The 12,482-nt window shown below is 69.0% G+C and carries 15 protein-coding genes; 8 read left to right on the top strand and 7 right to left on the bottom strand.

Annotated elements, in window-relative coordinates; genetic code table 11:
- The 3 genes from ACFXIV_RS06925 to ACFXIV_RS06915 all read left to right on the top strand — a co-directional run bounded on the left by ACFXIV_RS06925 (position 1) and on the right by ACFXIV_RS06915 (position 1,376).
- A complete protein-coding gene (locus ACFXIV_RS06925) occupies positions 1–321 on the top strand; it encodes a DMT family transporter (RefSeq protein ID WP_379393573.1) in 321 nt (106 codons plus the stop codon).
- Between the two features lie 30 nt (positions 322–351).
- Entirely contained in the window at positions 352–792 is a 441-nt protein-coding gene (locus ACFXIV_RS06920) for an SRPBCC domain-containing protein (RefSeq protein ID WP_379393575.1), read from the top strand.
- Between the two features lie 140 nt (positions 793–932).
- Entirely contained in the window at positions 933–1,376 is a 444-nt protein-coding gene (locus ACFXIV_RS06915; protein WP_379393577.1) for an OsmC family peroxiredoxin, read from the top strand.
- A gap of 73 nt (positions 1,377–1,449) precedes the next feature.
- On the opposite strand, the gene mhuD is transcribed toward ACFXIV_RS06915, so the two are convergent.
- Positions 1,450–1,761: a mycobilin-forming heme oxygenase MhuD gene (mhuD, locus tag ACFXIV_RS06910; RefSeq protein ID WP_364606466.1), complete on the bottom strand. Its 312-nt coding sequence runs from the start codon at positions 1,759–1,761 to the stop codon at positions 1,450–1,452.
- Between the two features lie 73 nt (positions 1,762–1,834).
- Here mhuD and ACFXIV_RS06905 point away from each other — a divergent pair, with 73 nt between their 5' ends.
- The 3 genes from ACFXIV_RS06905 to ACFXIV_RS06895 all read left to right on the top strand — a co-directional run bounded on the left by ACFXIV_RS06905 (position 1,835) and on the right by ACFXIV_RS06895 (position 4,840).
- Positions 1,835–2,578, top strand: a complete 744-nt coding sequence (locus tag ACFXIV_RS06905) for an alpha/beta fold hydrolase (protein ID WP_379393579.1) — start codon at positions 1,835–1,837, stop codon at positions 2,576–2,578.
- A gap of 78 nt (positions 2,579–2,656) precedes the next feature.
- A complete protein-coding gene (locus tag ACFXIV_RS06900; protein WP_379393581.1) occupies positions 2,657–3,829 on the top strand; it encodes an acyl-CoA dehydrogenase family protein in 1,173 nt (390 codons plus the stop codon).
- A gap of 198 nt (positions 3,830–4,027) precedes the next feature.
- Positions 4,028–4,840 (top strand): enoyl-CoA hydratase/isomerase family protein, encoded by an 813-nt coding sequence (locus tag ACFXIV_RS06895; RefSeq protein WP_379393583.1) that lies wholly within the window; start codon positions 4,028–4,030, stop codon positions 4,838–4,840.
- A gap of 23 nt (positions 4,841–4,863) precedes the next feature.
- Here ACFXIV_RS06895 and ACFXIV_RS06890 read toward each other — a convergent pair whose 3' ends face one another.
- The 6 genes from ACFXIV_RS06890 to carD form a co-directional block, all read right to left on the bottom strand.
- Entirely contained in the window at positions 4,864–5,142 is a 279-nt protein-coding gene (locus ACFXIV_RS06890; protein WP_379393585.1) for a DUF4190 domain-containing protein, read from the bottom strand.
- Positions 5,143–5,256: 114 nt separating this feature from the next.
- Complete coding sequence (rlmB, locus tag ACFXIV_RS06885; protein WP_379393587.1) at positions 5,257–6,240, bottom strand: 23S rRNA (guanosine(2251)-2'-O)-methyltransferase RlmB; 984 nt, start codon at positions 6,238–6,240, stop codon at positions 5,257–5,259.
- 328 nt (positions 6,241–6,568) lie between these two features.
- On the bottom strand, positions 6,569–7,969 hold the full coding sequence (cysS, locus tag ACFXIV_RS06880; RefSeq protein ID WP_379383251.1) for a cysteine--tRNA ligase: 1,401 nt from the start codon (positions 7,967–7,969) through the stop codon (positions 6,569–6,571).
- Positions 7,970–8,014: 45 nt separating this feature from the next.
- On the bottom strand, positions 8,015–8,482 hold the full coding sequence (gene ispF / locus ACFXIV_RS06875) for a 2-C-methyl-D-erythritol 2,4-cyclodiphosphate synthase (RefSeq protein ID WP_379393647.1): 468 nt from the start codon (positions 8,480–8,482) through the stop codon (positions 8,015–8,017).
- Between the two features lie 14 nt (positions 8,483–8,496).
- Entirely contained in the window at positions 8,497–9,243 is a 747-nt protein-coding gene (ispD, locus tag ACFXIV_RS06870) for a 2-C-methyl-D-erythritol 4-phosphate cytidylyltransferase (protein ID WP_379393589.1), read from the bottom strand.
- Between the two features lie 2 nt (positions 9,244–9,245).
- Positions 9,246–9,734 (bottom strand): RNA polymerase-binding transcription factor CarD, encoded by a 489-nt coding sequence (carD, locus tag ACFXIV_RS06865; protein WP_025346809.1) that lies wholly within the window; start codon positions 9,732–9,734, stop codon positions 9,246–9,248.
- Positions 9,735–10,174: 440 nt separating this feature from the next.
- Between carD and ACFXIV_RS06860 the strand changes: the two genes are divergently transcribed.
- Together ACFXIV_RS06860 and radA are read left to right on the top strand one after the other, a co-directional pair.
- The gene (locus ACFXIV_RS06860; protein ID WP_379393591.1) at positions 10,175–10,813 is read left to right on the top strand and encodes a hypothetical protein; all 639 of its coding nucleotides are present in this window, start codon (positions 10,175–10,177) and stop codon (positions 10,811–10,813) included.
- Positions 10,814–10,954: 141 nt separating this feature from the next.
- Positions 10,955–12,355 (top strand): DNA repair protein RadA, encoded by a 1,401-nt coding sequence (radA, locus tag ACFXIV_RS06855; RefSeq protein WP_379383245.1) that lies wholly within the window; start codon positions 10,955–10,957, stop codon positions 12,353–12,355.
- Positions 12,356–12,482: the final 127 nt, after the last annotated feature.

Genomic DNA, 12,482 nt, shown 5'->3' with positions numbered 1-12,482 from the left:
ATGAACTGGCTCGTCCTGGGTTTGGCCGGCGTGGTGGAGATCGCGTGGTCGCAGTCCATCAAGCCGACCCAGAATTTCACCAAGCCGCTGCCCACCCTGCTGTGCTTCGTGCTCGCGGCGGTCGCGGTGTACCTGCTGTCCTATGCCATGCAGTCGCTGCCGGTGGGCACCGCATACGCCATCTTCACCGGCATCGGCGCGGTGGGCGCGATCGGGCTGGGCATCGTGGTGCAGCAGGACCCGGTGAGCGCGGGCCGGGTGCTGGCGCTGTCCATGATCATCGGCGGCATCGTGCTGGCTCGGGTCACCAATCCCGGGTGAGCGCGGGCCGGGGCGGTATCGTCGCGCCCCATGGACGTTGCGCCCCTGCGGCCACCCGACCTCGCCGCGCGACCGTTCTTCCTGGTCGCGGAACGTATCATGGCGGCCTCGCCCGCCGAGCTCTACCACCAGTGCACCCAGCAGTTCGGACTCTGGTTCGCCGACCCGGGTTCGATCCTCATGCGCCCGGTGGTGAACCAGCCGTTCTTCTTCACCGCGGGTGGCGGCCACCCGCACTACGGCAGATTCCTGCGGCTGGAACCCGACCACCTGGTCGAGCTGACCTGGGTCACCGGCGGCACCGAGGGCACGGAAACCGTCCTCACCCTGGAACTTTCGGCGCACGGCGCGGGCACCGCCCTACTCCTCACCCACGCCGGCTTCCCGAACGACATGACGCGGGACCGGCACGAGAAGTCGTGGCCGCGGGTGCTCGAGCACTGGGACCACCGCACGGCCGCGGCCGTCTGAGGGATGAACACCGAATGATCATGAGCCCGCCACGCTTTCGAGCGGAGTAGGTTCGACCCGTACCGATTTCCCGGGGGTTCGGGGGCGTAGCCTCCGAGAGCCTCGAGATGTTGAGTTCCCCCTCTCACGAAAGGACAGTGATGCCTACACGTAGCGCGCGTACCGCCTGGTCCGGCGGCCTGCAGGACGGTTCCGGTCAGGTCGAGCTGGTCAGCTCGGGCGTCGGCAAGTACGACGTCTCGTTCCCGAAGCGCACCGCCGACGCGGCCGACGGCACCACCAGCCCCGAAGAGCTCATCGCGGCCGCGCACTCCTCCTGCTACGCCATGGCGCTGTCGGCTCAGATCGGCAATGCCGGCGGCACCGTGCAGAGCCTGGATATCACCGCCGACGTGACCCTGGGCCCGGACCCGGCCGGCGGCTTCCGCATCTCCAAGATCAAGCTGACCGTGGCCGGCAAGGCGTCGGGCATCGACGAGGCCGGCTTCCTGGCCGCCGCCGAGGACGCCAAGGCGGGCTGCCCGGTGTCCAAGGCGCTGGCCGGCGTCGACACCATCGAGCTGGATGCCACCTTCGAGGCGTAACTCGCGAGTTCCCGGCTGACGCTGTCGTCGGCCGGGAACCACTGCGGGCCGGGGTTGTGGACGATGGCGTTGATCAGGCGTTCTTGCCCGGCACGTCCAGGACGACCTCGAACTCCAGCAGCGACGCGCCGGTGGAGACCGGCTTGCGTGCCTCGCCCGCGTGCGCCTCGCGCGCCGGGCCGTCCCGCCACGCCGCGAAGGACTCCTCCGAATCCCACTGCGTGACAACGAAATACCGGTTGTCGCCGGAGACCGGGCGGAGCAGCTGGAAACCCAGGAACCCCGGCGAGTTCTCCACCGCGTGCGCACGGTGCGCGAAGCGCTTCTCCAGTTCGGGGCCCGCGCCCTCGGGAACCTCGATTGCGTTGATCTTGACGACTGCCATGGGTGCGAATGTACTCCGCGCCCGCGACGTATCGTTCGAGGCAATAACCAAATCGGAACACATGGTCGAGGCGATGTTGTACGACGAAGGCGGCGCGGGTGCGCCGATCCTGCTGCTGCACGGATTGATGGGCAGCGCCCGGACCTGGCGGGCCCAGCTGCCCTGGCTGCGCGAATTCGGGCATGTGTACACGTTCGATGCCGCCGGGCATGGACGTCCGGCGCCCGCCGAGCTCACCACCGAGGCGTTCGTGGCCGATCTGGCCGCGGCGACCTCGGACATCGCCGAACCCATGGTGGTGATCGGGCATTCGATGGGTGGACTGCACGGGTGGATGTTCGCCGCGGCGCACCCGGAGCGGGTACGGGCACTGGTGGTCGAGGACATGGCGCCGGACTTCCAGGGACGCACCGCGGAGAGCTGGGCGGCCGTGATTTCGGCTTGGCCGCAACCGTTTCCGGACGAGCGGGCCGTGCTGGAATTCTTCGGCCCGGTCGCGGGCCGCTACTTCCTCGACTCGTTCCGGCGGGGCCCCGACGGCTACCGCCTGCACGGTGAGGTGCCGACCTTCCGGGACATCTCCGAGGAATGGGGCACGCGCGATTTCTGGGCGCAGTGGAAATCCGTCACCGCCCCGGCCCTGCTGATCGAGGGCGAGCACACCATCACCCCGCCGGGGCAGATGCGCGAGATGGCCGAGCTCCACCCGGATGCCCGCCACGTCGTCATTCCCGACGCCGGTCACCTCGTTCACGACGATCAACCCGCTGCCTACCGGGCCGAAGTCGAGGATTTCCTGCGCCGCGTCCTCGTTTGATGGCGGGTGCCTTCAGTCGGGTGGGGTGGTCGTCGTATGCTCGGCTCGACCGCGACTCCTGACGGATGGTGACAAACGATGATCGACTTCTCGATTCCCGCCGACCTTGCTGCCGAACGCGATCGGGTTCGCCGGTTCGTCATCGACAAGATCGTGCCCTTCGAGCGTGATCCGCGCCTGACCGCGCACGGCCCCAACGACGAGCTGCGGCAGGAACTGGTCGAGCTGGCCCGCGCCGAGAAGCTGCTCACCATCCAGGCCCCGGTCGAGCTGGGCGGGCGCGGCCTGACCCACATCGAGCAGGCCGTGCTGTACGAGGCGGCCGGCTGGTCCACCCTCGGGCCCGTCGCCATGAACTGCGCCGCGCCCGACGAGGGCAATATGTTCCTGCTCTCCAAGATCGCGAATCCGGAACAGACGCAACGCTTCCTGCAGCCGGTGATCGACGGCCACCAGCGCAGCGTCTTCGCCATGACCGAGCCGGGCGGCGCCGGCTCCGACCCCAACCAGCTCGCCACCGAGGCCACCTTCGACGGCGAGAACTTCACCATCAACGGCCGCAAGTGGCTGATCACCGGCGCCGACGGCGCCAAGACCTGGATCATCATGGCGCGCTTGGCCGCCAACCCGCACCTGCCCGAGGGCCCCACCCTGTTCCTCTGCGAGGGCGACGCGCCCGGGATCGTGATCGAACGCGTCATGAACACCATGGACCGCAACTATGTCGGCGGCCATGCGGTGGTGCGCTTCGACAACCTGGTGCTGCCCAGGGAATCCGTGCTCGGCGAGACCGGCCAGGCGCTGCGCTACGCCCAGTTGCGGCTGGCCCCGGCCCGCCTCACCCACTGCATGCGCTGGCTGGGCGCGGCCGAGCGGGCGCAGGCCATCGCGGTCGACTACGCCAAGACCCGGACCGCTTTCGGCAAGCCCATCGGCGAGCATCAGGGCGTGTCGTTCATGTTGGCGGACAACGAGATTGCGCTGCACCAGTGCCGGCTGACCATCTGGCACGCGTGCTGGCTGATGGATCAGGGCCACAAGGCCCGCCACGAATCCTCCATCGCCAAGTCCTACGTCTCCGAGGAGCTGTTCAAGGTCACCGACCGCTGCGTCCAGGTACTCGGCGGCATCGGTATCTCCGACGAGACCGTGGTCGAGATGATCTTCCGCGACATGCGCGCCTTCCGGCTCTACGACGGCCCGACCGAGGTGCACAAGTACGCCATCGGGCGGCAGATCCTGCGCGGATGAAAGCCCGGTCTGCCCAGTCGGACCGGCCTTCATTGGCGAAACCCAAAAGGTTCGCGGCGCGTCTCGATTCTGGACTGAGCGGAGCGGGGGAGGGAAGCGGAGGAGCGGAGGGAGGGAAGAATCGAGACCTCCAGCGCCGCGAACCCGCCCGGAGCGAAGCGGAGGGCAAGTTGAACACAGAGGGCATAATCTTCCAGCATGAGTTCGGAATTGCACGTGGACGTCTCCGGCGGCGTCGCCGTGCTCACGCTCAATCGGCCTGCCCAGCAGAACGCACTGACCCCGGCCATGGCGTCGGAACTCGGTGCGTCGCTGCGCCGCTGTGACGAAGACGACGCCATCGGCGCGGTCGTCATCACCGGGACCCCGCCCGCGTTCTGCGCGGGCGCGGACCTGTCGCTGAAGGTCGGCGAGGTCAACGGCCTGATCGATCCGCCGCCGTTCCGGATCCGGAAACCGGTCATCGCGGCGGTGAACGGTCACGCGGTGGGCATCGGCCTGGAGATCGCGCTGCAGTGCGACCTGCGCTATGTCGCCCGCGACGCCGTGTACGCGCTCAACCAGGTTCGCCGCGGCGCGCTCGCCGACGGGTTCGCGCACTGGACCCTGCCCCGCCTGATCGGCAGCGCCCGCGCCGCCGACCTGCTGCTGACCGGCCGCACCTTCGACGGCGACGAGGCATACTCGCTGGGCATCGCCAATTCCTGCCTGCACGCCGCCGAGGTGCTGCCCACCGCCCTCGAGGTGGCCCACGACATCGCCCATGGTTCGGCCCCGCTCCCGGTGGCCCTGTCCAAGCGTCTGCTGTGGGAGGCCCCCACCATGGCCCCGGAAACCGTGGGCCGCTTGGAAACCGAGCTCAACGACTACGTCGCCAAGAGCACCGACGGCGGGGAGGGCGTCGCGGCCCTCAAGGACCGCCGCCCGCCCAAGTGGACCGGCAGCGTCAGTGGCGAATGGCCCGCCTGGGATGCCGTGACGGGTGGCGAGCGCCGGCCCGGTCTGGACTGACCGGGCCTGATCGGGCCGTTCGGCTAGGCGCGCCCGCTGATGACCATCAGCAGGAAGATGCAGGCGAAGACCACCATCAGACAGGTCCCGAGAACGCCGAGGACATAGCCCACCAGGACCTGCACCCGGCCACCGAAGCGGCCCCCGCCCTCCTCGATCTCGTTCAGCGCGCGCCGTCCGAGCGCCCAGGCGACGGGACCCAGCGCGCCGCAACAGAACACGCTGAGCGCACCCAGCAGCAGGACGGCCGTCGCATGCTCGTGCTCGACGGGGGATCCGAGGGGCGGCTGATCGAAGACCACCGCCCGAGTTTACGGGCGAAAGGCCCGCCGCGGCAGGCTGACGCGCGGTGTTCGCTTGCGCCACTTGGTTATCGAGGCTAAAGAGCCCCGATGTGTGGTGGTCGAGTGACCGAATCAGGCTCGGCGCTGCCGCGCCACCTCGGCCAGCACCACGCCCGCCGCCACCGAGGCGTTGAGCGACTCGACCGGGCCCGCCATCGGAATGCTCAGGATCGAATCGCAGGTCTCGCGTACCAGGCGCGACAAGCCCTTGCCCTCCGAGCCGACCACGATGACCGTCGGTGCGCTGCCGTCGAATTCGTCGAGGGTGGTGTCGCCGCCCGCGTCGAGGCCGACGATCTGGTAGCCCTTGTTCGCCCAATCCTTCAGCGTGCGAGTCAGATTCGTGGCCCGCGCGACCGGAAGCCGCGCTGCCGCACCCGCACTGGTGCGCCACGCCACCGCGGTGACACTGGCGCTGCGCCGCTGCGGGATCACCACACCCTGCCCGCCGAAGGCCGCCACCGAGCGGATGACCGCACCCAGATTGCGCGGATCGGAGATATTGTCCAGCGCCACCAGCAGCGCCGGCTCGCCCGAGTTGTGCACCCGGTCGACCAGATCGTCCGGGTGGGCGTACCGGTACGGCGGCACCTGCAGCGCCATGCCCTGATGCATGCCGTTGTGGCTCATCTTGTCCAGGTCGGTGCGCGGCACCTCCAGGATCGAGATACCGATCTCCGCGGCCGTCTTCACCGCCTCGCTGAGCCGGTCGTCGTTCTCGGCGCCATTGGCGATATAGAGCGCGGTGGCGGGCACACCCGCGCGCAGGCACTCCACCACCGGGTTACGGCCGAGCACCAGCTCCGGACCCTCGTTGTCCTTGCGGCCCGCGATGGGCCGGGCCGCATTGCGCGACCGGGTGGTGGCGGCCGACGCCTGCGCCTTGGCCTTCACCTTGGCGCGCTTCGCGGCCGGGTGGTACGTGCGGTCCTCGGCCTTGGGCGTCGCGCCCTTGCCCTCGAGCCCGCGGCGGCGCTGCCCGCCGGAACCGACGGTCTGCCCCTTCTTGCTGCCGGACTTGCGCGTCGCCCCGCGTCGCTGGGAATTGCCTGCCATCACTTCGCCTTCCGTATTTCGCGGGTATCCCGCCTCGGCCCGGCCGCGGGACGAACCCGCTCACGGTCGATCATGCGGGAAACCTGCCTCCGGTCGGCGCAGCGAACGGCTGCGCCCCTGTCTGAACTTTCGCGCTGCCCCAGAGCAGCGCCTCCGGCCGGCCACGAGCCGCGCGGCATTGCCGGAGGGACGCTACGAATTGTGCCCCACGCTGGGTCGCCACCCCGAATTCGGTGCGCTCCGCCACACCGCGCGAGCTGGCCCACGCGGTATCCGGGCGACCTGACGCGGTATTCGAGCTATACCGGTTCCGCCGATGCGGAACCGCTCACTTCTTCTCCTTGGCCAGGGACCACTCCGCGCCCTGCGGCGTGTCGGTGACCTCGACGCCCGCGGCCGAGAGCCGGTCGCGGACCGCGTCGGCGGTGGCCCAGTCCTTGTCGGCGCGCGCCTGCTGCCGCCGCTGCAGTTCCGCGCCGATCAGCACATCGAGCGCGGCGATGGCGGCGGAATTGTCGGCGGGCGCGGCCCAGTGCTCGTCGAGCGGATCCACACCGAGAATGCCGAGCATGGCCCGGACCTGCCCGGCCAGCATCCGCGCGCCCGAGAGGTCACCCGCGTCGAGCGCCTTGTTGCCCTCGGTCACCACGCCGTGAATCGCGGCCAGCGCCTGCGGAACTCCGAGGTCGTCGTTCAGCGCGTCCCCGAAGGCCGGGGTCCAGGTGCCGACCGGAACCTCGCCCGTGCGCTCGGCCACTCGGAGCACGAAGGCCTCCAGCCGCTGGTATCCGGCGGCCGCCTCGGTCAGCGCCTGATCGGAATACTCGATCATGGACCGGTAGCTCACGCTGCCCAGGTAGTAGCGCAGCTCGACCGCGCGCACCCCGACCCGTTCCAGCACATTCGGAATGGACAGCACATTGCCGAGCGACTTGGACATCTTCTCGCCGCCCATGGTCACCCAGCCGTTGTGCAGCCAGTAGCGGGCGAATCCGTCCCCGGCCGCGCGCGACTGCGCGATTTCGTTCTCGTGGTGCGGGAAAACCAGATCCATTCCGCCGCAATGAATATCGAATTCCGGTCCGAGATAGAACTCGGCCATGGCGGAGCATTCCAGATGCCAGCCCGGGCGACCCGGACCCCACGGCGACGGCCAGCTGGGCTCGCCCGGCTTGGCGGCCTTCCACAGCGTGAAGTCGCGCGGATCCTTCTTGCCCTGGCCCGCGCTCTCGCCCTGGTGCACGTCATCGAGCTTGTGCCCGGACAACTTTCCGTAGTCCGGGAAGCTCAGTACGTCGAAATAGACATTGCCCTCGGAGGCGTAGGCGTGGCCGCGTTCGATGAGCCGCTCCATCATCCCTGCCATCTGGGTGATGTGCCCGGTGGCGCGCGGCTCGCCGGACGGCGGCAGCACGCCGAGCGTCTCGTAGGCGCGGTCGAAGGCGCGCTCGTGGGTCGCGGCCCACTCCCACCACGGGCGGCCGTGCTCGGCGGCCTTGTTCAGAATCTTGTCGTCGATATCGGTGACATTGCGAATGAAGGCGACGTCGAAATCATTGGCGGCCAGCCACCGTCGGAGCACATCGAAGGCGACGCCGCTGCGCACGTGCCCGATGTGGGGTTCCCCCTGAACGGTCGCGCCGCACAGGTACACCGAGGCTTTGCCAGGGACCAGCGGCGTGAATTCACGCAGGGTCCGCGTCTCGGTGTCGAAAAGGCGCAGAGTCACGACAGAGCATCCTAGCTGTTGGGAAATGGGCGGATGACGGGTGCGTCAGGCGCGACAACACAGCAGCGCGGTGGCGACCGCCGCCACGCCCTCGCCGCGGCCGGTGAGGCCCAATCCGTCGGTCGTGGTGCCGGACACCGAGACCGGCGCACCCAGAATCTCGCCCAGCACCTGCTGCGCCTCGGCCCGTCGCGGGCCGATTTTCGGGCGATTCCCAATTACCTGTACAGCCGCATTGACAATTGTGAATCCGGCCTCGTCGAGCAGACGGCGGACTTCTTTCAGCATGGCCGCGCCGGACACGCCCGCCCATTCGGGGCGTCCCGTGCCGAAAACCGCGCCCACATCGCCCAGTCCGGCGGCCGACAGCAGCGCGTCGCACAGCGCGTGCGCCGCGACATCACCGTCGGAATGTCCCGCGCAGCCGTTGTCGCCCTCGAACAGCAGGCCCGCCATCCAGCAGGGCCGGCCGGATTCGACGGGGTGCACATCGCTGCCGATGCCGGTGCGCAACGCCATGGGATCCATCACGGGGCGATCACCGCTTCGCGTGTCGTGTCCAGCCCACCTGCGGTGTCGGCCGTATCACGGCGCGCGGCAAGGGTATTGGCGAGAACCAGGTCCAACGGCGTAGTGATCTTGAAAGCCAGGGCGTCACCGAGCACCGTGTGAACGGTCGCACCGAGCATTTCCACCAACCCCGCGTCATCTGTCGCCTGTGTACCCACAGCGTAGGCGGCGCGCAGCAGCGCGGCATCGAAGCCCTGCGGAGTCTGGATGGCGCGCAGCCCGGATCGATCCGGGGTACCCGTCACGGCACCGGCCGCGTCCACGGACTTGATGGTGTCGGTCACCGGCAGCGCGGGCACCACGGCCCGCGCGCCCGCGCGCAGCGCCTCCACCACGCGGGTGATGAGCGCCGGGGGAGTCAGGGCCCGGGCGGCGTCGTGCACCAGCGCCAGGGTGGCGTCGGGCGCGGCCGCGAGACCGGCCCGCACCGAATCGGTGCGCTCGGCCCCGCCCGCCACGACGTGCACGGGCACGGCGGAAGCGGGCAGCAGGGCGCGGGTCTCGGCGACGAGTTCGGCGGGCACCATAACCACAACGTCGTCGACAGATCCGGAATCGATCAGCCCCTGGACCGCCCGAGTGAGCATGGGACTGCCGCCGACGTGGACGAACGCCTTCGGCTTGTTCTCACCGAGACGCACGCCCATGCCGGCGGCAGGAACCAGAGCGACGACACGACTGCCGTCGCCGGGTGTAGTTTTCACGGTCAGGAGGCCGCTGCGAGAACCTCGTCGAGCAGGGTCTCGGCCTTGACGTCGTCGGTACCTTCCGCGAGCGCGAGCTCACCGACGAGAATCTGCCGGGCCTTGGCCAGCATCCGCTTCTCACCAGCGGACAGGCCGCGGTCCTGCTCACGACGCCACAGGTCGCGGACGACCTCGGCCACCTTGTTCACATCGCCGGAGGCGAGCTTCTCGAGGTTGGCCTTGTAGCGGCGGGACCAGTTGGTCGGCTCCTCGGTGTGCGGAGCTCGCAGTACCTGGAAGACCTTGTCGAGGCCCTCCTGGCCGACGACGTCGCGGACGCCGACATACTCTGCGTTCTCTGCGGGAACCCGAACGGTCAGGTCGCCCTGTGCGACCTTCAGGACCAGATACTCCTTTTGTACACCCTTGATGGTGCGGGTTTCGATAGCTTCGATCAGCGCCGCTCCGTGGTGGGGGTAAACGACGGTGTCTCCGACCTTAAAAATCATGTGTCCCGTGCCCCTTTCGATGTTCACAGTTTAACATGCGACTCGGTAACGGCGTGATCAACGGCGCAGGTCAGGGCCACAACGGAGCGGCGGCGGGGGTTGACAGAACGCGAATCGTGTGCATCCCGTTGTGGCATAAGGGGATAGCGCATCGCATCGTTCGCGTGCATATGCGAGTGCGTACTTCGCATACGCGACCGAGCGCCCTCTCATAAACATCAATGCATCACTCCAGAAGTCGTATCCGAATCGTTGTCAGGGCCCCTGACACATCCCGCTCGGTCGTTCTGCGAGATGCCGCGCCCGCGCCGGGCCGCCGCGGCGGGCGCACGCCACGCGCACGCGACACCGCCCGCGTGTAGAGCGGGGGGAGGGACGCATTACTCTCTTTGACTACTACTCTCCATAGTGGAGTTAGCCCGGTCGACATGGAGGACCCCGTGACTGCCCTGAAAGCCACCACTGCGTCGAAGTCGCGGCGGCGTGCCGTGACAGTTGCTGCACTCGCTGCGGGTGCGGTGCTCGCGCTGTCGGGTTGCGGCGCCGGTCAGGTCTCGCAGACCGCCACCCAGGTCGCCGCCGTCAACGGCAACACTGCCAATGTCGGCTCCATCGCGCTGCGCGACGTGCGCTTCCTGCTCCCGCAGACCGAGGAGTACAACAACGCCAAGGGCGGCAAGGCCGTGCTGGCCTTCAGCGCCGTCAACCTCAGCGACAGCAAGACCGACGAACTGGTCAGCATCAGCACCGACCTGGGCCAGGTCAAGATCGCCGACAAGATCGAGATCAAGCCGTCCAGCACCGTCGTCGCCGACAAGCCGACCGCCAAGGACGCGGCCGCTGCGGCCGCCGTGCGCGAGCAGAACGCCGGCGAGCCCGCCTCCGACAAGGCCACCGACCCGAACGCCAAGCCCGTCCTGATCGAGGTCACCGGCCTCACCAAGGACGTCACCCCGGGCCTGACCTACCCGCTGACCTTCGTCTTCAAGGAGGGCGGCACCGTCGTCGTCAACACTCCCGTCGACGCCGGCGCGAACAACCCGCGCCAGGAGCCCGCGAAGAAGGGCGGCGAGCACTGAGCTCCCGCTAGAGCACCTGACAGCGCCCGCCCCGACAAATCGGGGCGGGCGCTGTTGTGTTCGATCAGCCGCGAACCCGCCCGGAGCGAAGCGGAGGGCAAATAAGGCACAGTGTCGGGGGCGCTGGCTAGGCTGCCCGGCGTGGCCAAGGTGAAATCGCTGTACCGGTGCGCGGACTGCTCGCACGAGGTCGCCAAATGGGTTGGGCGCTGCCCGGATTGCAACGCGTGGGGGACCATCGAGGAGATGGCGGCGTCCGCGTCGGCGGTCGCGGTGGGGCGGCGGGCGATGCTGCCGAGCACGGCGGCCGCGCCGATCTCGAGCATCGACTCCAACAAGACCCAGGCCCGGTCGACGGGGGTGTCCGAGCTGGATCGGGTGCTGGGCGGCGGGATCATTCCCGGGTCGGTGGTGTTGCTGTCGGGCGAGCCCGGGGTGGGCAAGTCGACGCTGTTGCTCGAGGTGGCGCACCGGTGGGCGCGGGCGCGTGACGAGATCGCGCTGTACGTGACCGCGGAGGAGTCGGCGGGGCAGGTGCGGCTGCGGGCGGACCGCACGGGCGCGGTGCACGACAAGGTGTACCTGGCCGCGGAATCGGATCTGGCGACCATTCTCGGGCACGTGGAGCAGGTGAAACCCTCACTGCTGGTGGTGGACTCGGTGCAGACCATGCTGGCCGCGGACGCGGACGGCGTGATCGGCGGTGTCACCCAGGTGCGGTCGGTGACGGCGGCGCTCACCTCGCTGGCCAAGGCGAGCGGGATCGCGGTGCTGCTGGTCGGGCACGTCACCAAGGACGGCGCGGTGGCCGGTCCGCGCACGCTCGAGCACCTGGTCGACGTGGTGCTCCAGTTCGAGGGCGACAAGCACTCCGCCCTGCGCATGGTGCGCGGTATCAAGAACCGCTTCGGCAGCACCGACGAGGTCGGCTGCTTCGAGATGCGGGAGGCCGGAATCCATTGCGTGGACGACCCTTCGGGGCTGTTCCTGCACCATCGGGGCGACGCGGTGCCCGGGACCGCGGTGACGGTCGCCATGGACGGCAAGCGGCCCATGCTGGGCGAGGTGCAGGGGCTGACGGTGGACACCCAGGCGCCCGCGCCGCGGCGCGCGGTGAGCGGGCTGGACTACAACCGCGTTTCCATGGTCCTGGCTGTCCTGCAGAGCCGCGGGGGCGTCTTCGTGGGCAAGCAGGACGTCTACGCGGCCACCGTGGGCGGTATGCGGCTCACAGAGCCCGCCGCGGATCTGGCTGTCGCGCTTGCCATTGCGAGCGCCAGCCAGGATCTGGCGCTGCCCAGCGGCCTGGTGGTGCTGGGCGAGGTGGGGCTGGCGGGCGAGGTGCGCCAGGTGACCGGGCTGACCCGCCGGCTGGCGGAGGCGGAGCGGCTGGGCTTCACCGAGGCCCTGGTGCCGCCGGGCGCGGATCGCACCGGCCGCAGCATGACCGTGCGCGAGGTCGCCGATATTCGTGCCGCCCTTGCCGTTACCGGGTTGCGCCGGCGGCGCGGTGCGCAGGCCCCGGCGGAAATGGCGGAATGACAGCCGAAATCGAATGAGGTCGCGGAATCGAATTCGATCCGGACCGGAATTCGGTTCGCAATTACCGGAATTCTCGCAAAACGGCGGAGGCCGGCGAGCAAAGACACGGTAAACCTCCAACACAGCA

The organism is Nocardia sp. NPDC059236, assembly GCF_042754085.1.
Classification (GTDB): domain Bacteria; phylum Actinomycetota; class Actinomycetes; order Mycobacteriales; family Mycobacteriaceae; genus Nocardia.
This window is presented reverse-complemented; position numbering and strand designations above follow the sequence as displayed.

Bases quoted from the DNA above. Each gene is read 5' to 3' on its own strand.
- ACFXIV_RS06900 (WP_379393581.1), top strand. From the start codon at position 2,657: ATGATCGACTTCTCGATTCCCGCCGACCTTGCTGCCGAACGCGATCGG.
- mhuD (WP_364606466.1), bottom strand. From the start codon at position 1,761: ATGGCAGTCGTCAAGATCAACGCAATCGAGGTTCCCGAGGGCGCGGGC.
- ACFXIV_RS06905 (WP_379393579.1), top strand. From the start codon at position 1,835: ATGTTGTACGACGAAGGCGGCGCGGGTGCGCCGATCCTGCTGCTGCAC.
- rlmB (WP_379393587.1), bottom strand. From the start codon at position 6,240: ATGGCAGGCAATTCCCAGCGACGCGGGGCGACGCGCAAGTCCGGCAGC.
- ACFXIV_RS06925 (WP_379393573.1), top strand. From the start codon at position 1: ATGAACTGGCTCGTCCTGGGTTTGGCCGGCGTGGTGGAGATCGCGTGG.
- ACFXIV_RS06920 (WP_379393575.1), top strand. From the start codon at position 352: ATGGACGTTGCGCCCCTGCGGCCACCCGACCTCGCCGCGCGACCGTTC.
- carD (WP_025346809.1), bottom strand. From the start codon at position 9,734: ATGATTTTTAAGGTCGGAGACACCGTCGTTTACCCCCACCACGGAGCG.
- ACFXIV_RS06915 (WP_379393577.1), top strand. From the start codon at position 933: ATGCCTACACGTAGCGCGCGTACCGCCTGGTCCGGCGGCCTGCAGGAC.
- ACFXIV_RS06895 (WP_379393583.1), top strand. From the start codon at position 4,028: ATGAGTTCGGAATTGCACGTGGACGTCTCCGGCGGCGTCGCCGTGCTC.